Consider the following 21,642-nt stretch of genomic DNA (forward strand, 5'->3'; position numbering starts at 1 on the left):
TGCTCGCCCCGCTCGTCCCACTCGTCCACTCGTTCCAAGGGGTACCTCAAGTCCTCGTCTTGCTGGCCTTGCTGGCCTTGCTGGCCTTCAGGGAGTACATGAGGGGGATGCGCGGGCGCGATGCCGGGAACCGGTAGGCGCCGTCGCGTCGTTCGAGGGTGCCGAAGCGTTCGAAGAGTGTCGTGTCGTGCTCGTGGAGGAACTCGATCCGCAGGCCAGCCGCCGCCAGGGCCGAGACGACCTCGCCCACCGGGTGCTGCCACTCCACGGTGCGGTTGTGGACCGTGGGGGTGGTGTTGTCCGCGTAGCCGCCGGGGGTCTCCTCGATCCAGGCGTCGCGGGCGAAGTAGTCGTACTCGATCCGCGAGCCCGTGGCGTCGTCCAGGATGTCCGTGAGCGGATGGAACTCCGAGAGGTAGAGGAAGCCGCCGGGTGCGACGAGCGCGGCCGCGGTCTCGGCCCACCGCTGGATGTCGGGGAGCCAGCACAGGGCGCCCACTCCGGTGTAGACGATGTCGTACGAGGAGTCCGGCACCGCATCCACTGAGTCGTACACGTCCGCGGCCACGAAGGACGCCTGGTCGGCGCTGAGGCCGAGCTCGGCGGCGAGGTCGCGGGCCGCGTCCACGGCGGGCTCGGAGAAGTCGAGGCCGACCACGCGGGAGGCGCCGTGCCGGGCCCACGAGAGGGTGTCGAGGCCGAGGTGGCACTGGAGGTGAAGCAGGGAGCGCCCGGTGACGTCACCGACCTCGGCGAGCTCGAAGTCGCGCAGCGGGTCCTTTCCCGCGCGGAAGGCCGAGAGGTCGTAGTAGTCGCTGGCCAAGTGGAGAGGGACACGCTCGTCCCAGCGTTTTCGGTTGGCCTCGCGCCAGTCGGACGGGGTCGGTGAGTACATTCCAGAAAGTTATCCACAGGCTGGGGGCCCTCGCCAGCGGATTGTCGGCGCGTACGTGCACTATGGGGTCCATGAGCGACTTGGGTGCGGGTGCAGGGAAGACGACGCCGACGGGTGCGGGCGGGGGCGCGGCTGCGGACGGGGACTCGGGTGCGGGCGGGGACTCGGGTGCGGTGATGCCGGACTGGGAGAAGCGGTTCCGTGCGCCGCGGGTCTCCCTGCCGGACTGGGCGGAGGACGCCCCCGACCGCTCCTTGTTCGTGTCGAACGCGACAGGGACGTACGAGCTGTACGCGTGGGATCGCGCGACCGGCGAGCAGCGCCAGGTGACGGACCGGCCGAACGGCACGACGGACGGGCTGCTCACGCCGGACGGCGAGTGGATCTGGTGGTTCAACGACACGGACGGCGACGAGTTCGGCGTGTGGATGCGCCAGCCGTTCACCGGCGGCACCGACGAACCCGCGGTGCCGGGACTCGACCCGTCGTATCCGGCGGGCCTCGTCCTCGCGCGGGACGGACGGATGTCCGTGATCGGCCGCTCGACGGACGACGAGGGCTCGACGATCCATGTCGTACGGTCCCCCGGCGCGGACCCCGTCGAGATCTACCGCCATCGCGAGTCCGCGGGCGTCGGCGACCTCTCCCACGACGGTTCGCTGATCGCGGTCGAGCACACGGAGCACGGCGACGCGATGCACTCCACCCTCCGGGTGATCAGGCCGGACGGCTCCACGGTCGCCGAGCTCGACGACACCGAGGGCGGCACGGTCGAGCTGGGCCTCGAGGTCCTCGGCTTCGCGCCGGTCGACGGGGACACGCGGCTCCTCGTCGGGCATCAGCGGCGCGGCCGCTGGGAGCCGATGGTGTGGGACGTCGCGACGGGCGAGGAGACGGACCTGGCGCTCGACCTGCCGGGTGACGTGAGCGCCGAGTGGTATCCGGACGGCTCCGCCCTGCTCATCGCGCACAGCTTCGAGGCCCGCAGCGAGCTGTTCCGGTACGGATTCGCCTCGGGTGACCTCGTCAGGGTCGACACGCCCGCGGGGTCGGTGTCGGGGGCGACGGCGCGGCCGGACGGCAGCGTGGAGTACCTGTGGTCGTCGGCCGCCGAGCCGCCGGTGGTGCGCTCGACGGCGGGCGGTGTCGTCCTCGACCCGCCCGGCATGAAGGCCCCGGCGTCCGTGCCGGTGGAGGACGTGTGGGTGGAGGGTCCCGGCGGCCGGGTGCACGCCCTCGTACAGAAGCCCGCCGACGTGACCGGCCCCCTCCCCACGGTCTTCGAGATCCACGGCGGCCCGACGTGGCACGACAGCGACGCGTTCGCGGCGGGCCCCGCGGCCTGGGTCGACCACGGGTACGCGGTGGTGCGCGTGAACTACCGCGGCTCGACCGGATACGGCAGGGAGTGGACGGACGCCCTCAAGCACCGGGTCGGCCTGATCGAGCTGGAGGACATCGCCGCGGTGCGGGAGTGGGCCGTGACGTCGGGCCTCTCGGACCCGGACCGCATCGTCCTGGCCGGCGGCTCCTGGGGCGGGTATCTCACGCTCCTCGGCGTCGGCACGCAGCCCGACGCCTGGGCGGTGGGCCTGGCCGCGGTCCCCGTCGCGGACTACGTGACGGCGTACCACGACGAGATGGAGGCCCTGAAGGCCATGGACCGCACGCTCCTCGGCGGCACGCCGGAGGAGGTCCCGGAGCGCTTCGAGGCCTCGTCCCCGCTGACGTACGTGGACGCGGTGAAGGCCCCGGTCTACATCTCCGCGGGCGTGAACGACCCGCGCTGCCCGATCCGCCAGGTCGAGAACTACGTGGACCGGCTCAAGGCGCGGGACGCGGTGCACGAGGTGTACCGCTATGACGCCGGGCACGGCTCGCTCGTCGTGGACGAGCGGATCAAGCAGGTGCGGTTGGAACTGGACTTCGCCGAGCGGCACCTCCGCTAGCCGGGCCGCGCGGGGCCGGGGGCCCCGGGGGGCGAGGGGAGGTTGCAGTCCAAAGGGCCGGAGGGTCCCCGGGGGGGCGGCGGATTCGGCAACCCCGCGGCCCCTCCCCGGCGGACGCCCCCGTACCGTGGGGGTGTGTACCGGTTCCTGCTGACGCCCCGCTGGTGGGGGATCAACGTCTTCGTACTGCTGGCCATCCCCGTCTGCGTCTTCATGGGGTCATGGCAGCTGGGGCGGTTCGAGGACCGCGTCGAGGCGCATGACGCCGCGCAGCAGCAGGCGGACCGGCAGGCCTCGCCCACCCGGTCCGAGGAGAAGGCCCGACCGCTGGACTCCATGCTCCCCGTGGACCAGGAGACGTCCGGGGAACAGGTGTCGGCCACGGGACGGTACGGCAGGCAACTGCTCGTGCCGGGCCGGGAGTTGGACGACAAGTCCGGGTACTACGTCCTGACTCTGCTGCGCACCGAGAACGGCAAGGACCTGCCCGTCGTACGTGGCTGGCTGCCCGGCAAGGCGAGCGCGGCGAAGGCTCCCGCGGCGCCTTCCGGCGAGGTCACCGTGACAGGCGCGCTCCAGGCCTCCGAGAGCCCCGGGTCGAACGGGGTCAGCTCGGCCGGAGGGCTGCCGGACGGACAGCTCGGCGCCATCAGCGCGGCCTCGCTGGTGAACGTGGTCCAGGGCGATGTGTACGACGCCTGGGTCACCCTGGCGAAGGGCGACTCCGGGATGAAGGCGGTGCCCGCGGCGGCGCCGGAGAACTCCGGGCTCGACCTCAAGGCCTTCCAGAACCTCGGTTACACCGGCGAGTGGTTCGTGTTCGCGGGGTTCGTCGTCTTCATGTGGTTTCGCCTGTTCCGGCGGGAGCGGGAGTTCGCGCGGGACGCCGAGCTGGGGCTGCTGCCGGAGGAGCCCGCCGCGGGGGACGGAACGGCCGACTCGGCTGCCGGGGTCCGCGCGGGCTGACTCCCGCCTCTCACGCTCACCGATACGACGATGGCCGGGCCGGAACCTTGGAAAGGTTCCGGCCCGGCCATCTCTGTCCTTACGACGCCGAAAGCATCCCCGTCCGGTACACCGTCCCCGCGCACGCGTTGACGATCGTCGCGCCCGCGGCGGGCGAACCCTGGGGGGCGGTCAGGGAGACCGTCACGCCGCCGTCCAGTACGCCGCCGTCCTCGCGCACCATCTGGGGCTCCACGCCACCGGTGGTGCCGCCGTCCGTGCCGCCGCCGTTCTCGGTGGGGGTCGGGTCGGGCGAAGGCTCTCCGCTGTCCGTCGGACACGCCTCCGAGGGCACCCAGGCGAACTTCACCTCGTACGCGGCACCCGGCTGGAGGACCAGTGAGCTGACCGCCTGCGACGGGTCCGGGAGGCCTGTCGCCGCGTCGCCCGCCACATGGTCGGTGACGACGATCTTCGCGGGATCGGCCGCTCCCGTCGTCGCCGTGCTCACGCTGCCCGGGGAGCTGACCGTGCAACTGCTGCCGGAGACGTTGGCGACGCGGAAGGTGCCGTACACCTTGCCGTCGGCCTCGGCGACGCCCGCGCTGCCCGAGGCGTTGCCGAGCTGGTCCACCGTGCAGGCGGGCGAGCCCGCGGACTCCGTGCCCGCCGGGTCGTCGGGGCCGCCGGTCGCGCCGCCGCTGGCCTCACCCTTCCCCTTGCCGTCCTTCTTGTCCTTCTTGTCCTTCTTGTCCTTGGACTTGGAGGGGCCGGAGCCGCTGCTCTCGCCCTTCTCCCCGCCGCCGGCGTCCTTGCCCTGGCTCGAACCGCCCTGCGTCTGCTCGCTGTTGCCCGCGATCGACGGCCGGTCGTCCGAGCCGCCGCCGGAGTTCGTCACGTGCACGAGAGCGGGGATGGCGGTGCCGATGAAGAGCGCGGCGGCCGCCATGCCGACCACGGCCTGCCGCTTGCGCTGCCGTCGCGCCGGCACCGCATGCCGCAGACGCTCCAGGGCGCGGTCTCCGGGCTCGATGTCCTGGACCGCCGAGCGCATCATCCGGCGCAGCGCCAGCTCGTCGCCGCCGGAGCCTTCGTCACCACCGAAGAGGGAATCCAACGGGGAACCCGCCCCGGGGCCCTTGCTCCCGGCGGGCTCTGCGGACTCGGCAGCCTCAGCGGGCTCTGCGGGCTCAGCAGGCTCTGCAGCCCCGGAGTCCTCGGTCACGGGCTCTTCGGCCCCGGAACCCTCGGACCCCGTCCCGCCGTCAGCCGCACCTGTCTCGTTCTCGGAGGCGGTGGGCTCGTCGCCCTGGCCGTGATTCACAGTTCCGTCCCCAGCACGCTGCTCCAACTCGGCGCTCTCGTCCTGCTCGCGCCCGTACTCATGCTTGCTCATGCCGGTGCCTCCATGGCGACCCGCAGAGCCGCGATCCCGCGCGAGCCGTACGCCTTCACCGACCCCAGCGATATACCCAGGGTCTCGGCGACCTGCGCCTCGGTCATGTCCGCGAAGTACCGCAGGACCAGAACCTCGCGCTGCCGGCGCTGGAGACCGCGCATCGCCTTGATCAGCTCGTCACGCTCAAGGAGGTCGTACGCACCCTCCTCGGCGCTCGCCATGTCGGGCATCGGCTTCGAGAGCAGCTTCAGCCCGAGGATGCGGCGACGCAGCGCGGACCGCGAGAGGTTCACGACGGTCTGCCGCAGATAGGCGAGCGTCTTCTCCGGGTCCCGGACGCGTTTGCGCGCCGAGTGCACCCGGATGAACGCCTCCTGCACGACGTCCTCGCAGGAGGCCGTGTCGTCGAGAAGCAGCGCCGCCAGGCCGAGGAGCGACCTGTAGTGGGCGCGGTAGGTCTCGGTCAGGTGGTCGACTGTGGTGCCCGCGCTCATCGCCTCTTCAGCGCCCTCGCGCTGCGTCGGGATGCGGGCCGATCTCGTGGTGGGCATGGGGGCGATCACCGGCATGCCGGCGGGCGCACGGGGACGGCGGGGCGGGCGCAGGGTCGCACCCCTCGCCTGAACCGCTGTGAAATCGAGAACCTCTGCCACGCCAGTTGGACACGCCTACCCCCTGGAGGGTTGTACGCATCGCGCGGCGCGTTTGCGGCAGGCAGCGTCGCCGTCGGTGACGCTGCATCAATTGCCCCCATGCGTACCAGCTCTTCCCCTATGCCCAATTTTCGCAGCGCTCAGGTCACGCCCCCGGGAGGGCGCTCGCAAAGACGCGCCCCGCCCTGCTGCTGGTTGCAGAGGACGGGGACGAATATCTTCGAACGCTTATGACGAATCTTCGAACGCGGCAATGGTCCAGATCAAGCGATCCCGGCCACCAAGTTGGACACAGAATTTACACAGATCCCACAGAGGCTTCCGCGCTGGGGACCGGTCGGGGGCTGAGATCGGGACCGTTCAGGTCTAGCGGCCGGTGAGCTCCGCCGCCACCAGCTCCGCGATCTGGGCCGTGTTCAGCGCGGCCCCCTTGCGCAGATTGTCCCCGCACACGAACAGCTCGAGGGCCGTCGGATCGTCGAGTGCGCGCCGCACCCGGCCCACCCAGGTGGGGTCGGTGCCCACCACGTCGGCGGGCGTCGGGAACTCCCCGGCGGCCGGGTCGTCGAACAGCACGACGCCCGGGGCGGTGGCCAGGATCTCGCGCGCGCGGTCCACCGTGACCTCGTCCTCGAAGCGCGCGTGCACGGTCAGGGAGTGCGTGGTCACGACCGGCACGCGTACACAGGTCGCCGCGACCTTCAGGCCGGGCAGGCCGAGGATCTTGCGGGACTCGTCCCGCACCTTCATCTCCTCGGACGACCAGCCGTCGTCCCGCAGGGTCCCGGCCCACGGCACCACGTTCAGCGCCACCGGCTCCGGGAAGGGACCGGTGTCGTCGCCGACGGCACGGCGTACGTCACCGGGGCTCGTGCCGAGATCCGAACCGGCCACCAGCTTCAGCTGACGGCGCAAGGTGTCGACGCCGTCCCGCCCAGCGCCGCTCACGGCCTGGTACGAGGAGACGATCAGCTCGCGCAGGCCGAACTCGGCGTGCAGCGCGCCGATGGCCACGATCATCGAGAGCGTCGTGCAGTTGGGGTTGGCGACGATGCCGCGCGGGCGTACGCGCGCGGCGTGCGGATTGACCTCAGGGACGACCAGCGGCACGTCCGGGTCCATCCGGAAGGCGGCGGAGTTGTCCACGACGACGACGCCCTTGGACGCCGCGATGGGCGCCCACTGGGCGCTGACCTCGTCGGGGACGTCGAACATGGCCACGTCGACACCGTCGAAGACTTCCTCGGTAAGCGCGTGGACCTCGATCTCCTCACCGCGCACGGCCAGCTTCTTGCCGGCCGAGCGCGGTGAGGCCACGAGTCGGATCTCGCCCCAGATGTCGGCGTGCTGCGACAGGATCTGGAGCATGACCGCGCCGACGGCCCCGGTCGCTCCGACGACCGCGAGCGTCGGCTTTCCGGTCATCGCCCGGTGCCTCCATAGACCACGGCCTCGTCCGTGTCGGAGTCGAGGCCGAAGGCGGTGTGCACGGCGCGCACGGACTCGTTCGCGTCATCGGCGCGGGTCACGACCGAGATGCGGATCTCGGAGGTCGAGATCAGCTCGATGTTCACACCCGCGTCGCTGAGCGCCTCGAAGAAGGCGGCGGTGACGCCGGGGTTCGTCTTCATGCCCGCGCCGACCAGCGAGATCTTGGCGATCTGGTCGTCGTAACGGAGCGAGTCGAAGCCGATGGCCGACCGCGTCTTCTCCAGGGCGTCGATGGCCTTGCGGCCCTCGGCCTTGGGCAGGGTGAACGAGATGTCCGTGAGTCCGGTCGAAGCGGCCGAGACGTTCTGGACGATCATGTCGATGTTGACCCCGGAGTCCGCGATGGCGCGGAAGATCGAGGCGGCCTCACCCGGCTTGTCCGGCACGCCGACGACCGTGATCTTGGCCTCCGAGGTGTCGTGCGCGACACCGGAGATGATGGCCTGCTCCACCTTGCGGTCCCCTTGCGGTTCGTTGCTGACCCACGTGCCCTGCAGTCCGCTGAAGGACGAGCGCACGTGAATCGGGATGTTGTAACGGCGGGCGTACTCCACGCAGCGGTGGAGCAGCACCTTGGACCCGGAGCTCGCGAGCTCCAGCATGTCCTCGAACGAGATCCAGTCGATCTTCTGGGCCTTCTTCACCACACGGGGGTCGGCGGTGAAAACGCCGTCCACGTCCGTGTAGATCTCGCAGACCTCGGCGTCGAGCGCGGCGGCGAGGGCGACAGCGGTCGTGTCCGACCCGCCGCGGCCCAGCGTGGTGATGTTCTTGCCCTCCTGGCTGACACCCTGGAACCCCGCGACGATGGCGATGTTGCCCTCGTCGATGGAGGCCCGGATGCGGCCCGGCGTGACATCGATGATCCGCGCTTTGTTGTGGACGGAGTCGGTGATGACACCGGCCTGGCTGCCCGTGAACGACTGGGCCGCGTGACCCAGGTTTTTGATCGCCATGGCCAGAAGGGCCATGGAGATCCGCTCCCCGGCGGTCAGCAGCATGTCGAATTCACGCCCGGCAGGAATCGGGGATACCTGTCCGGCAAGATCGATCAACTCATCCGTCGTGTCACCCATGGCGGACACCACGACAACGACCTGATGGCCGTTCTTCTTGGCGTCGACAATCCTCTTGGCGACCCGCTTGATGCCCTCGGCATCGGCTACGGAGGAGCCTCCGTACTTCTGCACGACAAGGCTCACGTGCGCTCCTCGCTCAGTCCGTCTTCACCGCACTGCTGCGGTCGGCTCAGTCTAACGAGCGGCCGAAATTCGCCGCACAGATACCGCATGGTGAGATGTCCCGCCCACCAGGTGATCATCCGCCGGCATACGCGCCCGCTGCTCGGGACGTACGTTTCGACCGCTCGGCTTGGCACATGCCCAGCCGGGAGTCGGACACTCCGGAAAGTGGGGCGGGTCACAGCGAGCTGCCGAGGGGAGGGCGCGGGGCCGACGGCCCCGGCCCCGCTCCTCCCAGGGGTTACTTGACCGTCCTGAGGCCCAGGGGCCCGGCGATCTCCTCCGCCATGACCTTGCCCGCCGCCTCCGCGAGGGCCTCTTCCGCCAGGTCCTCGTCCGTGTCCAGGCCGTCGAGGTCTTCCAGGGGCTGGTTCAGGCGGACGTGGGCGACCAGGGACTGCAGGGCGCGGAGGGTGGCCGAGGCCGTGGAGCCCCAGTTGGAGAAGTACGAGAACTGCCACCACCACAGGGCCTCGGTCGTGCGGCCCGCGCGGTAGTGGGCCAGGCCGTGGGAGAGGTCCGCGACGACGTCGGCGAGGTCGTCGGAGATGCGGGCCGGCACCGGGGCCTTGCGCGGTTCGTACGGGTCGAAGACCTCGGAGTAGACGTCCACCGGCTCCAGCATGGCCGCCAGGCGTTCGCGCAGGTCGTCCACGTCGCGCTCGGGGCCGAGGTCCGGTTCGTAGCGCTCCTCGGGGACGATGTCCTCGTGCGCGCCCAGGCGGCCGCCGGCGAGGAGGAGCTGGGAGACCTCCAGGAGGAGGAAGGGCACGGCCGAGTCCGGCTCGTCGCCCTTGGCGACCTCCGTCACCGCCACGATGAAGCTCTCGATCTGGTCCGAGATCTGCACCGCGAAGGAGTCCGGGTCCTGGGCGGAGGCGTGCAGCAGGACGGCCGGCTCGGGAGCCAGGACCGCGGCCTGAGCCGGGGCCGGGGTTTCTGCCGGATGCGTGGACTTCTCTTGCTGCTTCTTAGACATCTAGGAGTCGTCTCCCCTCGAAGGCGCGGCCCAGGGTGACCTCGTCCGCGTATTCCAGATCTCCCCCGACAGGGAGCCCGCTGGCCAGGCGGGTGACCTTCAGGCCCATGGGCTTGATCATCCGTGCGAGGTACGTCGCCGTCGCCTCGCCCTCCAGGTTCGGGTCCGTGGCCAGAATCAGCTCCGTGACCACGCCGTCCGCCAGGCGCGCGAGGAGTTCTCGTATGCGCAGGTCGTCCGGGCCGACCCCTTCGATCGGGCTGATCGCTCCGCCCAGTACGTGGTACTTCCCCCGGAACTCGCGCGTACGCTCGATCGCCACGACGTCCTTCGGCTCCTCGACCACGCAGATGACGCTGAGGTCGCGGCGCGGGTCGCGGCAGATGTTGCAGAGCTCTTCCTGCGCGACGTTCCCGCAGGTCGCGCAGAAGCGGACCTTGTCCTTCACCTCAAGGAGGGCGTGGGCGAGGCGGCGTACGTCCGTCGGCTCGGTCTGCAGGATGTGGAAGGCGATCCGCTGCGCGCTCTTGGGACCGACGCCGGGCAGCCTGCCCAACTCGTCGATGAGGTCCTGAACCACGCCTTCGTACACGGGGTGCCTTTCCCTTTCCTGTTCCTGCTTTTGCCGAGTATGGAGCTTTGATACGTACGGTAGTTGGCCCGTGGCCCTCTTAGAAGGGAAGGCCCGGGATGCCTCCGCCGCCCAGGCCCTGTGCCAGCGGGCCGAGCTTCTGCTGCTGGAGCGTCTGCGCGTTCTCGTTCGCCGCCTGGACCGCCGCGACGACCAGGTCCGCGAGGGTCTCGGTGTCCTCCGGGTCGACCGCCTTGGGGTCGATCACCAGGCCGCGCAGCTCACCGGAACCGGTGACCGTCGCCTTGACGAGGCCGCCGCCCGCCTGGCCTTCGACCTCCGTGCGCGCGAGCTCCTCCTGCGCGGTCGCGAGGTCCTGCTGCATCTTCTGGGCCTGCTGGAGCAGCTGCTGCATGTTGGGCTGGCCACCACCGGGGATCACGATCAGCTCCTGGTTTCGTCGGTCTTCTGGTGGGTCTGTGGGTGGGTCTGGAAATGCTTTTTCCACCTGGAATGAGCCTACGTGGTCGAGGGTGCGCTCGCCCCAGCACTCTTTCGAGTGAGCCCGGCCGTCCTCCTATACCTGATCAAGCACCTCTTCCGGGCGGAAATCCCGCGAAAACGGGCTCACGGCCACCCATTGGGCGGTAGGACTGGGGCTGCGCATGCGCACCAACTGTCACAGAAGAGGGAGTGCCGGGTGAGCCAGCCGGAGATGCAGCCCGAGGGGGTGCCCCAGGAGGGGCAGGGTGCCGGGGCGGGTGCGCACCAGGGCGGTCCTGGAGGTGTTCCCGGCGGCGGTCACGGGGGGATGTCCGGGGGTGCGGACTGCTCGCGGAACGGGGACCTGACGGGGCGGGCCTTTCCTCTCGGCGACTGGGGCGAGCCCGCCCAGCGGCTCGACGAGCTGTACCGGTGGGTGGAGCGGGGGGCGCTCAACACCGCCGAGTGGTATCTCTCCGACCGGGCCTGGAAGCGGCGCGGGGCGCGGCTGGCGCGGGTGGGGGCGGCGGCGGGGGCCGTGGGCGCGGGGGTTCTTCCGCTGCTCGATCTGGCGGGGGCGGTGGCGGGTGTCGCCACCTGGGGGTTCGTCTCGTTGCTCGCGGGGGCGGCGTGCGTGGCGTGCGACCGGTTCTTCGGGCTGACGTCCGGGTGGATGCGGGACGTGGCCACCGCGCAGGCCGTGCAGCGGCGGCTTCAGGTGCTGCAGTTCGACTGGGCGTCGGAGAGCGTGCGGGAGGTTCTCGGGCCCACCGAGGGGACCGCCAGTGAGGCCGCCGAGCGATGTCTCGGGGTGCTTCGGCGGTTCTCGGAGGATGTGACGGAGCTTGTGCGGGCCGAGACGGCGGACTGGATGGTGGAGTTCCGGTCGGGGCCTGCGCCATTGGCCATGCAGGCGGTGGTTCCCGCCTCCCGGGGGGAGGCGGGCGCCGCTCCCGTCCGTGCCGCGTTGCCGCCGGGGGCGCGCCCGAACATGCCTCGGCAGCGGCCGCCGGAGCCTCGGTGAGGGGGCGGATGCGGGGCGGTGCGGGGCGGGGGCGGGAACCCTGCGGGGCTTTCCCCAATCCCGCCCCTTCCCGAAACCATGGGGCTCCGCCCCCTGGACCCCCGAAAAGATGGCCTCAAACGCCGGCCGGGCTGAAAAGTAGTGGTCAGCTGTAGATGATCATTGAGCCCTGCGCCAGGCTTCGGGTCGTTGCCGCGTGGAGGCCCAGCCATACGTGGCGTTCCCTCGCGAAGGGGCTGTCGTCCGGTGGGGCCGGGGCCGCCGGTTCCTCCAGGGAGGTGGGGGCCTCGGGCGGGGTCGGCGGGCGAGGGGGGTTGGCCGCGTCGATGCCGATGGACGGGGCCACGAACTCCAGCTCCCGGAGCAGCGCCTGGGACGAGCCCAACGGCCCGCCGCCCGAGAGAAGTTCGTCGTTCGAGAGCGGCGCGGAGAAGTCGACGGGGACGTACGCCCCCGCGTGGTCGTAGTGCCAGACCAGATGCGACTGCTGGGCCGTCGCGTCGAACATCTCCAGCAACTGCTCGTAGTCCCCGCCCAGTTCGTCCACCGGCGTGACCTCGAGGCCGCAGACCTGGAGCAGATACGCCCGGCGCAGGAAATGCAGCGCGTCGTAGTCGAAGCCCGCGACCGGGGCCACGTCCCCGGAGAGGCCCGGCATGTAGGCGAAGACGGGAACGGGCGGCAGACCGGCCTCGTGCAGCGCCTTGTCGTACGTCGCGATCTCCTCCGCGAAGGGATTGTCGGGGCTGTGGCACAGCACGTCGACGAGCGGGACCAGCCACAGGTCACAGGCCAAGGGTGCTCCTCAGGTCAGGCTCAAAAGGCTCATACTCGGGCGGCATGTCGGACGTCGGACGTTCCTCGTGTGCGGACAGTGCAGGCAGCGTAGTCCGGGCGGACGCCCCTAGCTCCCCTTGTGCAGATCCCAGATCCACACCCCGTCTACCCACTTTCCGGGGCGGTCAAGGAGATCCTCCACCGTCTCCCGCAGTGCGGCGTCGTGCTCCTGCGGCGCGAGGACCAGGACGCCCGCCTTCCAGTACGCCAGATCCTCGCGCGCCGCCCTGCGCCACGCGTCCGTGATCTGCGGGGCGCGGCCCGCCGAGCGCACGTCCCGCAGGAGGTTGGAGGTGTTGCGGGGGGACGCGCCGTAGATGCCGACGCGGTCCGGCCCCCACGGTCCGTTGAAGTAGCCGCCGGGCAGGCTGAAGCCCAGGTCGGCGGTGGTCTGCCAGTGCAGCGCCTCCGCGCCCGCCGGGTCCGGCAGCGGTATCGGTACGAGGGTCTCGCCCTCGCCCACGTACTTCCGCCATGTCCCGTCGGCGATGAACTCCGGCGGCTGTGACCGCTCCACCGCCTTCAGCGGCGCCGGCACGATCGGCAGGAGCGCGAGGGCGACCGCGGCCACGCCCGCGTACCGCGCGGCCGTCATGGGGCGCGCGGAGGCGAGGAGGCCGGCCAGCGCGAGCGCCACCAGCATGCCGAGCGCCGGGGCGCACACCATGGCCACCCGCGACTCGATGACCGACTCGAAGAGGGGAGCGTGGGCGAGGGGCGCCCAGGGTCCCGGCAGCACGATGTCCGTGAGCGGGATGCGGAACTTCGGGCCGAGGGAGAGGAAGGCCGCCGCGAGGACGGTGAAGGCCAGCGCCTTCACCACCGTCCGCTCCCAGAGGCGTACGACGATCGCGAAGGACAGCGCGACCAGGGGCCAGCCGTAGAACGCGTTCTGCTCGGTCGGGTTCTGGGAGAGGGCGGACGCCGTCTCCTCGTTGCCCGCCAGCGAGCGTTCCGCGAAGGAGATGAGCGCCAGCGGACTGTTGCCCGCGTTGTCGCCGTGCAGCACGCTCGTGTAGCTCTGCGGCCCGAAGAACTGCCAGTAGAGCGGGAACGCGACCAGCGGCAGGGTCACCACCACCGCCACTGAGAGGCCGCGCGCCAAGGGGCGGAACGTTTCCCTCGCCACGTCACGGCGCGCCACCCCGTATGCCGCGGCGAACAGCAGCATGCCCACCGCCGCGAGCAGCAGCGGCTCCTCCCCCAGGAAGATCTGGTACGTCGTGAAGAGCCCGAGGACGACCCCGTCGCGTACGACCCGGTTGCCCTCGCAGAGGCGCAGCGCCCTGTCGATGATCGGCGGGATCATGAACAGGACCATGAAGTTCGGGTGCGCGTGCGCGTGACTGATCATCGGTGGCGCGAAGGCCGCCAGTGCCGCGCCGACGGCTGCCGCGCCCCGGTGGCCCACGAGACGTTTGCGGATCAGCCAGTACCAGGCGACGGCGGTCGCGGCCAGGCCCAGTGTCATCGCCGCGTTGAGGGAGACGGCCGGGCCGAAGAGCCAGGTCACGGGGGCGAAGGGGACGGAGAGGCCGAGCATGACCGTGTTGGCCATGAGGTTCACGCCGTCGGGGAAGTTCTGGAGGTGCGTGATGAGGGGGTTGTGGAGGTGGCGGACGTTGTCCGCCGTCACCGCGAAGAACCACTCCCACTGGTTCTGGTCCTGGAGGGAGTCGGGCAGGTAGCGGGCGTTCGGTGCGATCAAGCGGCCCGAGTAGAGGGTGACCGCCATGGCCAGGAAGAGGGCCACCACGAGCAGGTCCCTCGGGCGGGCCGTACGGGCCTTGAGCGAGGTCAGCTCGGCCAGGACCTTCACGTAGTCGAACGGGCGGACCTTCGAGCCCTCCTGGTGCGCCCAGCGCACCGGCACCTCGGCGACCGGCCAGCCGGAGCGGCGGAAGTACTGCAGTATCTCGACGTCTATGCCCCAGCCGCGCAGCCGGGACGCGGCGAAGGCCTCGCGGGCACGGTCGCCGTCGAAGAGCTTGAAGCCGCACTGGGTGTCGCGGACTCCGGGGACGGCGACCGTGCGTATCAGGAAGTTGCCGGTACGGCCCAGGAGTTCACGCAGGCGGTGCTGGTGGGCCTCGATCGTGGCGCCGGCGCCCGCGCGGGAGCCGATCGCGGCCGCGTGGCCGTCGGTGAGCGCCTTGTCGAGGCACTCCAACTCCTCGATGGGCGTGGCCAGGTCGGCGTCGGTGATCAGGACGCGGGCGCCGCGCGAGGCGAGGACGCCCAGGCGCAGGGCGTGGCCCTTGCCGCGGTTGCGGCCGGAGTGGATGAGCCGGACGCGGGGGTCGGCGGCCTCGGCGTCGGCCGCGATGTCGAGGGTGCCGTCGGTGGAGCCGTCGTCCACGACGATCAGCTCCCACCGGGTGCGGTCGCCGTCCGCGTACTCCTGGTCGAGATACGCCTGGATCGCGGCGAGCGTGGGGGCCAGGCGCCGCTCCTCGTCGAAGGCGGGGACGACGACGGTCAGATCCACGCTCATGCAGCGGCCAGCCGCTCGATGAGGGCGAGTGAGTGGGCGTTGTACTCCTCGATGATCGCGTGCGCGGCCTTGGGGTCGCGGTGCGCGAGGGCGTCGACGAGCTCGGTGTGCCGGGCCCACAGGGTGCCGCGCAGGTCGCCGTCGCCGCGTTCGACGGCGCGGCGCAGGTAGGTGACGGCGCAGACCCAGGACTGGACGCGGATGCGGTGCAGGAAGTCCGAGAGGTAGGGGTTGCCGAAGAGGGCGCTGAGCTCGCGCCAGAAGCGCAGGTCGTAGCCGATGAGGACGTTCAGGTCGCCCGCGCAGGCGGCGCGCGCGGCTTCCTCGCCACGGCGGCGTACGGAGATCAGCGCGGCGGTGGTCTCCTTGTGGCTCTTGGGGCCCAGCGGGGTGCCGTTCTTCGCGAGGTCGCGGAAGATTCCGTCGGCGACGAGGCCGCGGGCCTCCAGCATGCCGCGGTAGTCGGCGAGGGTGTGCTCGTGGACGCGGTAGCCGCGGTGCTGGTCGGCGTCCAGGAGGCCCTGCGCGGCGAGGTTCACCAGGGCCTCGCGGACCGGCGTCGCGGAGACGCCGTACTGCTCGGCGATCTCCTTGACGGTGAACTCCTGCCCCGGCTCCAGACGGCCGCCGAGGATCTCGTCGCGCAGCGCGTCGGCGATCTGCTGGCGCAGAGTGCTGCGGATGACGGCGGAGCCGTCGGTGCCGGGCATCTGGGTTCCCTCGCGGAGTCGTCTTGGCGGTCGTCGTTCGCTTACGAGCACGTCAGACTACGCGGTCGGGGTTCCCGGGGGCCGGGCCGCGTTTCGGCGCACGGACCCCGGGAGCGTTTCCGGGTGCGGGCCCGGGGCTGCTCCCGGGGAGCGCTTTAGGGTGCGGCGCCGCCCGTGCCCGTGCCGCCGCTTCGCGGCGGTCAGGGTCCCGTGAAGGCGGGCACGGACCCTCCGGGGTCAGGACACGTGCTCGTCCGCCACGCTCAGCGCAGCGTCCAGCGCCGCGAGGCCCTCCTTGGCCTCCGTGTCCGTGATGTTGCACGGCGGGACCACGTGGGTGCGGTTCATGTTGATGAAGGGCCACAGGCCCTGCTTCTTCGCGGCGGCGCCGAACGCGGCCATCGGGGCGTTCGCCTCGCCCGTGGCGTTGTACGGGACGAGGGGCTCGCGGGTCTCCTTGTCCTTGACCAGCTCAAGGGCCCAGAACATGCCGAGGCCACGGACCTCGCCGACGCTCGGGTGCCGCTCGGCGAGCTCCGCGAGGGCGGGGGCGATGATCTCCGACCCGACGCGGGCCGCGTTCTCGACGACGCCCTCCTCCTCCATGACGTTGATCGTCGCCACGGCGGCGGCGCAGGCCAGCGGGTGCCCCGAGTACGTGAGGCCGCCCGGGTAGGGCCTGCGGGCGAACGTCTCGGCGATGGCGGAGGAGATCGCGACACCGCCGAGCGGGACGTAACCGGAGTTCACGCCCTTGGCGAAGGTGAGCAGGTCGGGCACGATCCCGCCGTCGAAGTGCTCGGCGGCGAACCACTTGCCGGTGCGGCCGAAGCCCGCCATCACCTCGTCGAGGACGAAGACGATGCCGTGGCGGTCGCAGATCTCGCGTACGCCCTTGAGGTAGCCCGGCGGCGGGGTCATGATGCCGGCGGTTCCGGGGACCGACTCCAGGATGATCGCCGCGATCGTCTGCGGGCCCTCGAAGGCGATGGTGTCCTCGAGGTGCTGGAGGGCGCGCTCGCACTCCTGCTGCTCGTTCTCGGCGTAGAAGGGGCTGCGGTAGAGGAACGGCGCCCAGAAGTGGACGACGCCCGACGTGCCGTTGTCGGAGGCCCAGCGGCGGGGGTCGCCGGTGAGGTTGATCGCGGTGGAGGTGCCGCCGTGGTACGAGCGGTAGGCGGAGAGGACCTTGGGCCGGCCGGTGTGCAGGCGCGCCATGCGGGTCGCGTTCTCCACGGCCTCGGCGCCGCCGTTGGTGAAGAAGATCTTGTCGAGGTCGCCGGGGGTGCGCTCGGCGATGAGGCGTGCGGCCTCGGAGCGGGCCTCCACGGCGAAGGCGGGGGCGAAGGTGGTCATCTCCGCCGCCTGCTTCTGGATGGCGGCGACGACCTTGGGGTGCTGGTATCCGATGTTGGTGAAGACGAGGCCGCTGGTGAAGTCGAGGTAGCGGTTGCCGTCGTAGTCCCAGAAGTACGAGCCCTCGGCGCCGGCTACGGCGAGGGGGTCGATCAGCTCCTGTGCGGACCAGGAGTGGAACACGTGCGCGCGGTCTGCTGCCTTGACGGCGGCGCCGACCTGGGGGTTCGGGTTCGGCTGAGGGGTCATGTGGGCGAGGGTAAATGTCCACGATGCGGATGGGACATGGGCGGTGTGTTTTGCGGGGGCGGGGGGTTCTGGACAGTGTGTATGGCCTTTGGTGTCCGTACCCCCATCACCGGCTTCGCCGAGTTCGTCCTCAAACGCCGGACGGGCTGGAACCCAGCCGCCGGACGGGCTGCATCAGTCGTCCTCATCCGCCACCACCCTCGCCCGCGGCTCGCCCCCCTCCCCGCAGCGGATCTCGTACGGCAGGTCCTCCCGGTCCTCGTCGTCGTCGCTCGGTTCCGCCTCCAGGCGGGCCACCCTGGCCGGGCCCCGTTCCACGTCGTCGTCGATGTGGAAGCCGTCCGCCGGGCTCCAGGACACGAGGTACACCGTGCCGTCGGGCCGGCACTCGACCGTCGCCGTGCCGCCCGTGAAACGCAGGGTCGACCGGTCGGAGGTCTTCTTCGCGGGCGCGCTCGGTGTGGCCGATGTCGGGGACGGGGGCGGGGACGTTCGGGGTGTCGCCGACGTCGCCGCGAGCGCCCTCTCCACCGCCGCCTCGTCCAGTGGACGGCTGTGTGCCGCGCCCCCGCTGTCCGCGGTGGCCAACTGCCAGGCGCCGAGCGCCCCGGCGGCCGTGCCAAGCCCCACCCATGCCGCGGTCACCACCGCGCTCCGCCACTTCCTCATCCGGCCACTGTGCCGCACAGTTTCCTAACGCCCGGTTAAGGGCTGCCCAAAGCACCTGACTACGGTGGATGTATGGCGCATCTTCTTGTCGTGGAGGACGATCCCCAGCTGCGCGGTGCCCTCGTGCGGGCCCTGCGCGACAAAGGGCACGCCGTCGCCACCGCGCCCAGCGGCATGGCGGGCCTGGACGCGGCGGTCACCCACCGCCCCGACCTCGTCGTGCTCGACCTGGGGCTGCCGGACGTGGACGGCGGGCAGGTGCTTCGCATGCTCCGCGCCGTCAGCGACGTACCCGTCATCGTCGCGACCGCGCGCGACGACGAGCCGGAGATGGTGGCGATCCTGGAGGACGGAGCCGACGACTACATCGTCAAGCCGTTCGGCGCCGCCCAGTTGGACGCCCGCGTCAAGGCCGTCCTGCGGCGCCTCGGCGCGGCCGACGTGGCGGAGGAGCCCCTGCGGGTGGGAGGGCTGTCCGTGGACCCGGCTGCCCGTGAAGTCACCCTGGACGAGCGCCCCTTGGACCTCACCCCGCGTGAGTTCGACCTCCTCGCCTACCTCGCGCACCGCCCCGGCCAGGTGATATCCCGCCGCGAACTCCTCGCCGAGGTGTGGCAACAACCCCTGGGCGGCGCCGACAAGACGGTCGACGTCCACCTCTCCTGGCTCCGCAGAAAACTCGGCGAGACGGCTCAGGCCCCCCGCTACCTCCACACGGTCCGCACGGTGGGCGTGAAGCTGACCCCACCGGAGGTGCCGGACGGCGCGGCGCCCCCCGAACAAGGCCCCGGGGCCCGCTGATGCGGCGCAGGCTTCTCCTCCTCACCGCCGCCACCACCGCCCTCGTGCTCACCGCTCTCCTCGTGCCCCTCACCCTCCTCACCCGCACCCACGCCGCCGACCGCACCACCGCCGAGGCCACCGCTCGGGCCCAGTGGGTGGCGCACGCGCTCGGGCCCGCTCTCGCGGGGCCCGACGAGCGCGAGACCGCCGAGCAGACCGTGGAGAGCGTCAACACGCAGAATCTGCCGACCACTTCGATCGTTCTCGGCGATGGCACCGTCATCGGGCCAGGGCCCCGCGGGCGCGTCTCGGACGCCGTACGGCTGGCCCGCACCGGTCGCGCCTTCACCTACGAGCCCTCCACCGGCGGCCGGCAGGTCCTCGTCCCCGTCCAGGGCGCGACCGGCGGCACCGCGGTCGTGCAGGTCACGGTCACCGAGCGGCAGTTGTACGCGGGCACCATGACGTCCTGGCTCGTGCTCGCCGGGATCGGGGTCGGCCTCGTGCTCATCGGGCTGCTCCTCGCCGACCGCCTCGGCGCCCGTCTGGTCGGCGCCACCCGCCGCCTGGCCGGCACCGCGGACCGGCTCGCCGCGGGCGACCTCACCGCGCGCGCCACTCCCGAGGGCCCTCCCGAGCTGCGCCTGGTCGCGGGCGAGCTGAACCGCCTCGCCACCCGCATCGACGAACTCCTCGCCGCCGAGCGCGAGAACGCCGCCGACCTCGCCCACCGCCTGCGCACCCCCGTCGCCGCCCTGCGCCTGGACGCCGAGACGCTCCTCGCCCGAAGCGACTCCGAGGAGGCGCACCGCGTCGCCGCGGACGTCGCCGCCCTGGAACGCAGCGTCGACGACGTGATCCGCAAGGCCCGCAGGACGTTCCGGGACGCCCCGTACGCGGACCTGGCGGCCGTGGCCCGCGAACGTGCGACGTTCTGGCTGCCGTTGGCCGAGGATCAGGGGCGGACGACCGAGATCGTCACGGCAGGGAAGGACGCGCGCCCCGAACCCGTGCCCGTGCCCGTTTCCGAGGACGATCTGGCCGCCGCCATCGACGCCCTCATCGGCAACGTCCTGGACCACACCCCCCAGGGCACCCCGTTCCGCATCACCGTCCGCACCGACCCGGCGGGCGGCGCCGAGCTCACCGTCGCCGACGAGGGCCCCGGCCTCCCGCCCACTTACGCGGCCGAACGCGGCACCAGCGGCGGCGGTTCCACCGGCCTGGGCCTGGACATCGCGCGCCGCACGGCCGAGGACGCGGGCGGCACCTTCGACATCACGTCGGACGCCACCCGCGGCACCCGCGTGACCCTCACCTTCCCGCGGGCGACCCCGCGGCCCGCGGAAACGCGACCCGGACCGCCCGCGCCCAGCGGTTGATCCCCAACTCGGGCCGCAGCGCAGCGAAGCCGCCGCAGTACTTCGTGAAGTCCGCGGCCCGCACCCCGTACCGGTGCAGGACCCGGTCAGCCTCCGTCAGATGCCCCTGCGTCTTGGTCTCCACCAGGACGAGCCCGGAGTCCGCCGCCACCGACCGCCCGGTGGCCACGTCTCGCACGACGAGCCCCGCGTCGCACGTGATCCGCTGGCCGTCGGCCACGAAGGTCGCCCGCTGGTACTCGGTGACCAGCGCCCTTCTCAGCCCGCCGGGCGCCTCGATCCCGTACGACCCGCTCAGGACCCCCGCGAGGAATCCCTGGCGCTCGGCGTCGAGCACGCGGTCCTCACCCTGGAGGCGCTGGCGGTGCTTGACGGTCTCGCCGCGGCCGCTCTTCAGCTTGATCTCGAACTGCCGCTCGCCGCTGTCCTGGTAGACCCGCTCCCGGATGCGGTAGCGCAGCCGTCTGCCCTGCCGGTGGTGGTGGTAGGTCAGGAGCTCGGGGGTGTCGTAGTACGTCGAGTGGTAGCTGAACCAGCGCTTTCCGCCGATGCTCAGGGCCCGGAAGGGGCCCGAGGCGCGGCGCGGGTCGGTGAGCAGCGCCGCCAGGTCGTCGAAGATCTCGACCGGCACGAGGTAGCTGTTGTCGTAGCGGGCGAGCAGTTCGGCGCGTGCGTTGACCTCGTCGAGCGAGATGGGGTGCGCGGCGAGCGCGGCCCGTCCGATGGCGCGTACGGCGGGGTTCACACGGTCTCCTTCTGGTGGGGGACGGCAGGCGTGCGGGACCGGGTCGTGCGGCGTCGTGGTGCTGTACGTACGAACTCCCCGGGCCTCTCGGAAGGTTCCGGTTGCCGGAAACGGACTTCCAGAACCATCAGGTCCCGTACGTAGTCGACCTCCCGGACGTTCCAGCCGAGCGGCTGTCCGAGGCGCCGCGCCAGCTCGGCGCGGAGCGCGGTCTCCTCCCGGTACACGGCGTCCAGGGTGATGACCGCGCGCCGGTCGGCGGCGAAGAGGCGCGGGTGGTCGGCGCCGTACATCACCAGGAGCAGCACGGCCGCGAGCCCGGCGGCGACCGGGAGATCCAGGCCCGGAAGCCCGCAGAGGAGCCCCAGGACGAGGGTGATGAAGTAGTACGCCACTTCCTGGTGCTGGAGCGCGTCCGAGCGGAGCCGCACGATCGAGAGCACCCCGAAGAGCCCGAACCCGAGCGCGAGCCCGCCGTTGCCGCCCGCGCTCGCGAGGGCGGAGACGACCGCGAAGAGCGCGACGTTCAGGGCGAGATAGGCGGGGACCAACTCCCTTCTGCGGTGCCGCGGATAGAAGACCCCGAAGGTCAGCAGGGTCACGGCCACCAGGTCGAGGCCGAGGTGGGCGGCCATCTGTCCGAGGTTCTCTGCGCTGTCCATGACCGGGACGCTAGGGACCGGCGGGTTAAGGGCGCCCCCGGCGAGGGTTAACGGGCCACGGTCTCCAAGAAATACATTGACAGCATGCTGTCGAGATGACAGCATACTTACATCGCAGCACGACG

Annotated in this window: 20 protein-coding genes; 5 read left to right on the forward strand and 15 right to left on the reverse strand. The window is 71.3% G+C overall.

Annotated elements, in window-relative coordinates:
* Positions 1-46 precede the first annotated feature (46 nt).
* On the reverse strand, positions 47-895 hold the full coding sequence (locus ACWFRU_RS27915; RefSeq protein WP_453690884.1) for a class I SAM-dependent methyltransferase: 849 nt from the start codon (positions 893-895) through the stop codon (positions 47-49).
* A 176-nt stretch (positions 896-1,071) separates the two neighbouring features.
* On the opposite strand from ACWFRU_RS27915, the gene ACWFRU_RS27920 reads away from it, so the two are divergent.
* Complete coding sequence (locus ACWFRU_RS27920) at positions 1,072-2,844, forward strand: S9 family peptidase (protein ID WP_453690951.1); 1,773 nt, start codon at positions 1,072-1,074, stop codon at positions 2,842-2,844.
* A 135-nt stretch (positions 2,845-2,979) separates the two neighbouring features.
* Complete coding sequence (locus ACWFRU_RS27925; protein WP_453690885.1) at positions 2,980-3,810, forward strand: SURF1 family protein; 831 nt, start codon at positions 2,980-2,982, stop codon at positions 3,808-3,810.
* A gap of 79 nt (positions 3,811-3,889) precedes the next feature.
* On the opposite strand, the gene ACWFRU_RS27930 is transcribed toward ACWFRU_RS27925, so the two are convergent.
* From ACWFRU_RS27930 to ACWFRU_RS27960, 7 genes are all read right to left on the reverse strand, one after another.
* Positions 3,890-5,185: a hypothetical protein gene (locus ACWFRU_RS27930; RefSeq protein ID WP_453690886.1), complete on the reverse strand. Its 1,296-nt coding sequence runs from the start codon at positions 5,183-5,185 to the stop codon at positions 3,890-3,892.
* A complete protein-coding gene (locus ACWFRU_RS27935) occupies positions 5,182-5,841 on the reverse strand; it encodes a SigE family RNA polymerase sigma factor (protein ID WP_363210486.1) in 660 nt (219 codons plus the stop codon). Before ACWFRU_RS27935 ends, ACWFRU_RS27930 begins: the two co-directional genes overlap by 4 nt.
* Before the next feature lie 366 nt (positions 5,842-6,207).
* Positions 6,208-7,266: an aspartate-semialdehyde dehydrogenase gene (locus ACWFRU_RS27940; RefSeq protein WP_453690887.1), complete on the reverse strand. Its 1,059-nt coding sequence runs from the start codon at positions 7,264-7,266 to the stop codon at positions 6,208-6,210.
* Positions 7,263-8,534: an aspartate kinase gene (locus tag ACWFRU_RS27945; protein WP_249588720.1), complete on the reverse strand. Its 1,272-nt coding sequence runs from the start codon at positions 8,532-8,534 to the stop codon at positions 7,263-7,265. The genes ACWFRU_RS27940 and ACWFRU_RS27945 overlap by 4 nt, the downstream gene beginning before the upstream one ends.
* A 280-nt stretch (positions 8,535-8,814) precedes the next feature.
* Positions 8,815-9,552, reverse strand: coding sequence for a DUF5063 domain-containing protein (locus tag ACWFRU_RS27950; RefSeq protein WP_453690888.1), 738 nt, complete (start codon positions 9,550-9,552; stop codon positions 8,815-8,817).
* Positions 9,545-10,144, reverse strand: a complete 600-nt coding sequence (recR, locus tag ACWFRU_RS27955) for a recombination mediator RecR (protein ID WP_453690889.1) — start codon at positions 10,142-10,144, stop codon at positions 9,545-9,547. Before recR ends, ACWFRU_RS27950 begins: the two co-directional genes overlap by 8 nt.
* 79 nt (positions 10,145-10,223) lie before the next feature.
* Positions 10,224-10,565 carry a YbaB/EbfC family nucleoid-associated protein gene (locus ACWFRU_RS27960; RefSeq protein ID WP_125514106.1) on the reverse strand — a complete coding sequence of 114 codons (342 nt, stop codon included), beginning with the start codon at positions 10,563-10,565 and terminating at the stop codon, positions 10,224-10,226.
* Positions 10,566-10,823: 258 nt separating this feature from the next.
* Here ACWFRU_RS27960 and ACWFRU_RS27965 point away from each other — a divergent pair, with 258 nt between their 5' ends.
* Positions 10,824-11,630 (forward strand): SLATT domain-containing protein, encoded by an 807-nt coding sequence (locus tag ACWFRU_RS27965; protein ID WP_453690890.1) that lies wholly within the window; start codon positions 10,824-10,826, stop codon positions 11,628-11,630.
* Positions 11,631-11,775: 145 nt separating this feature from the next.
* On the opposite strand, the gene ACWFRU_RS27970 is transcribed toward ACWFRU_RS27965, so the two are convergent.
* From ACWFRU_RS27970 to ACWFRU_RS27990, 5 genes are all read right to left on the reverse strand, one after another.
* The gene (locus ACWFRU_RS27970) at positions 11,776-12,426 is read right to left on the reverse strand and encodes a hypothetical protein (RefSeq protein ID WP_453690891.1); all 651 of its coding nucleotides are present in this window, start codon (positions 12,424-12,426) and stop codon (positions 11,776-11,778) included.
* 108 nt (positions 12,427-12,534) lie between these two features.
* Positions 12,535-14,961 (reverse strand): glycosyltransferase, encoded by a 2,427-nt coding sequence (locus ACWFRU_RS27975; protein WP_453690892.1) that lies wholly within the window; start codon positions 14,959-14,961, stop codon positions 12,535-12,537.
* Positions 14,958-15,671 carry a GntR family transcriptional regulator gene (locus tag ACWFRU_RS27980; RefSeq protein ID WP_453690893.1) on the reverse strand — a complete coding sequence of 238 codons (714 nt, stop codon included), beginning with the start codon at positions 15,669-15,671 and terminating at the stop codon, positions 14,958-14,960. Before ACWFRU_RS27980 ends, ACWFRU_RS27975 begins: the two co-directional genes overlap by 4 nt.
* A 237-nt stretch (positions 15,672-15,908) precedes the next feature.
* Positions 15,909-17,276, reverse strand: coding sequence for an aminotransferase class III-fold pyridoxal phosphate-dependent enzyme (locus ACWFRU_RS27985; RefSeq protein ID WP_453690894.1), 1,368 nt, complete (start codon positions 17,274-17,276; stop codon positions 15,909-15,911).
* A gap of 174 nt (positions 17,277-17,450) precedes the next feature.
* The gene (locus ACWFRU_RS27990; RefSeq protein WP_453690895.1) at positions 17,451-17,945 is read right to left on the reverse strand and encodes a hypothetical protein; all 495 of its coding nucleotides are present in this window, start codon (positions 17,943-17,945) and stop codon (positions 17,451-17,453) included.
* A 72-nt stretch (positions 17,946-18,017) separates the two neighbouring features.
* On the opposite strand from ACWFRU_RS27990, the gene ACWFRU_RS27995 reads away from it, so the two are divergent.
* Positions 18,018-18,746, forward strand: a complete 729-nt coding sequence (locus ACWFRU_RS27995) for a response regulator transcription factor (protein WP_453690896.1) — start codon at positions 18,018-18,020, stop codon at positions 18,744-18,746.
* Complete coding sequence (locus ACWFRU_RS28000; protein WP_453690897.1) at positions 18,746-20,110, forward strand: sensor histidine kinase; 1,365 nt, start codon at positions 18,746-18,748, stop codon at positions 20,108-20,110. The genes ACWFRU_RS27995 and ACWFRU_RS28000 overlap by 1 nt, the downstream gene beginning before the upstream one ends.
* Here ACWFRU_RS28000 and ACWFRU_RS28005 read toward each other — a convergent pair.
* Positions 20,043-20,855, reverse strand: coding sequence for a VTC domain-containing protein (locus ACWFRU_RS28005; RefSeq protein ID WP_453690898.1), 813 nt, complete (start codon positions 20,853-20,855; stop codon positions 20,043-20,045). The genes ACWFRU_RS28000 and ACWFRU_RS28005 overlap by 68 nt on opposite strands.
* Positions 20,852-21,517, reverse strand: coding sequence for a DUF4956 domain-containing protein (locus tag ACWFRU_RS28010; protein ID WP_453690899.1), 666 nt, complete (start codon positions 21,515-21,517; stop codon positions 20,852-20,854). The genes ACWFRU_RS28005 and ACWFRU_RS28010 overlap by 4 nt, the downstream gene beginning before the upstream one ends.
* Positions 21,518-21,642: the final 125 nt, after the last annotated feature.

Source organism: Streptomyces sp. NPDC055099 (assembly GCF_053607685.1).

Coding starts and splice junctions, on each gene's coding strand:
- ACWFRU_RS27915 (WP_453690884.1), bottom strand. CDS start 895: ATGTACTCACCGACCCCGTCCGACTGGCGCGAGGCCAACCGAAAACGC.
- ACWFRU_RS27920 (WP_453690951.1), top strand. CDS start 1,072: ATGCCGGACTGGGAGAAGCGGTTCCGTGCGCCGCGGGTCTCCCTGCCG.
- ACWFRU_RS27930 (WP_453690886.1), bottom strand. CDS start 5,185: ATGAGCAAGCATGAGTACGGGCGCGAGCAGGACGAGAGCGCCGAGTTG.
- ACWFRU_RS27940 (WP_453690887.1), bottom strand. CDS start 7,266: ATGACCGGAAAGCCGACGCTCGCGGTCGTCGGAGCGACCGGGGCCGTC.
- ACWFRU_RS27950 (WP_453690888.1), bottom strand. CDS start 9,552: ATGTCTAAGAAGCAGCAAGAGAAGTCCACGCATCCGGCAGAAACCCCG.
- ACWFRU_RS27975 (WP_453690892.1), bottom strand. CDS start 14,961: ATGAGCGTGGATCTGACCGTCGTCGTCCCCGCCTTCGACGAGGAGCGG.
- ACWFRU_RS27980 (WP_453690893.1), bottom strand. CDS start 15,671: ATGCCCGGCACCGACGGCTCCGCCGTCATCCGCAGCACTCTGCGCCAG.
- ACWFRU_RS27985 (WP_453690894.1), bottom strand. CDS start 17,276: ATGACCCCTCAGCCGAACCCGAACCCCCAGGTCGGCGCCGCCGTCAAG.
- ACWFRU_RS27990 (WP_453690895.1), bottom strand. CDS start 17,945: ATGAGGAAGTGGCGGAGCGCGGTGGTGACCGCGGCATGGGTGGGGCTT.
- ACWFRU_RS27995 (WP_453690896.1), top strand. CDS start 18,018: ATGGCGCATCTTCTTGTCGTGGAGGACGATCCCCAGCTGCGCGGTGCC.
- ACWFRU_RS28000 (WP_453690897.1), top strand. CDS start 18,746: ATGCGGCGCAGGCTTCTCCTCCTCACCGCCGCCACCACCGCCCTCGTG.
- ACWFRU_RS28010 (WP_453690899.1), bottom strand. CDS start 21,517: ATGGACAGCGCAGAGAACCTCGGACAGATGGCCGCCCACCTCGGCCTC.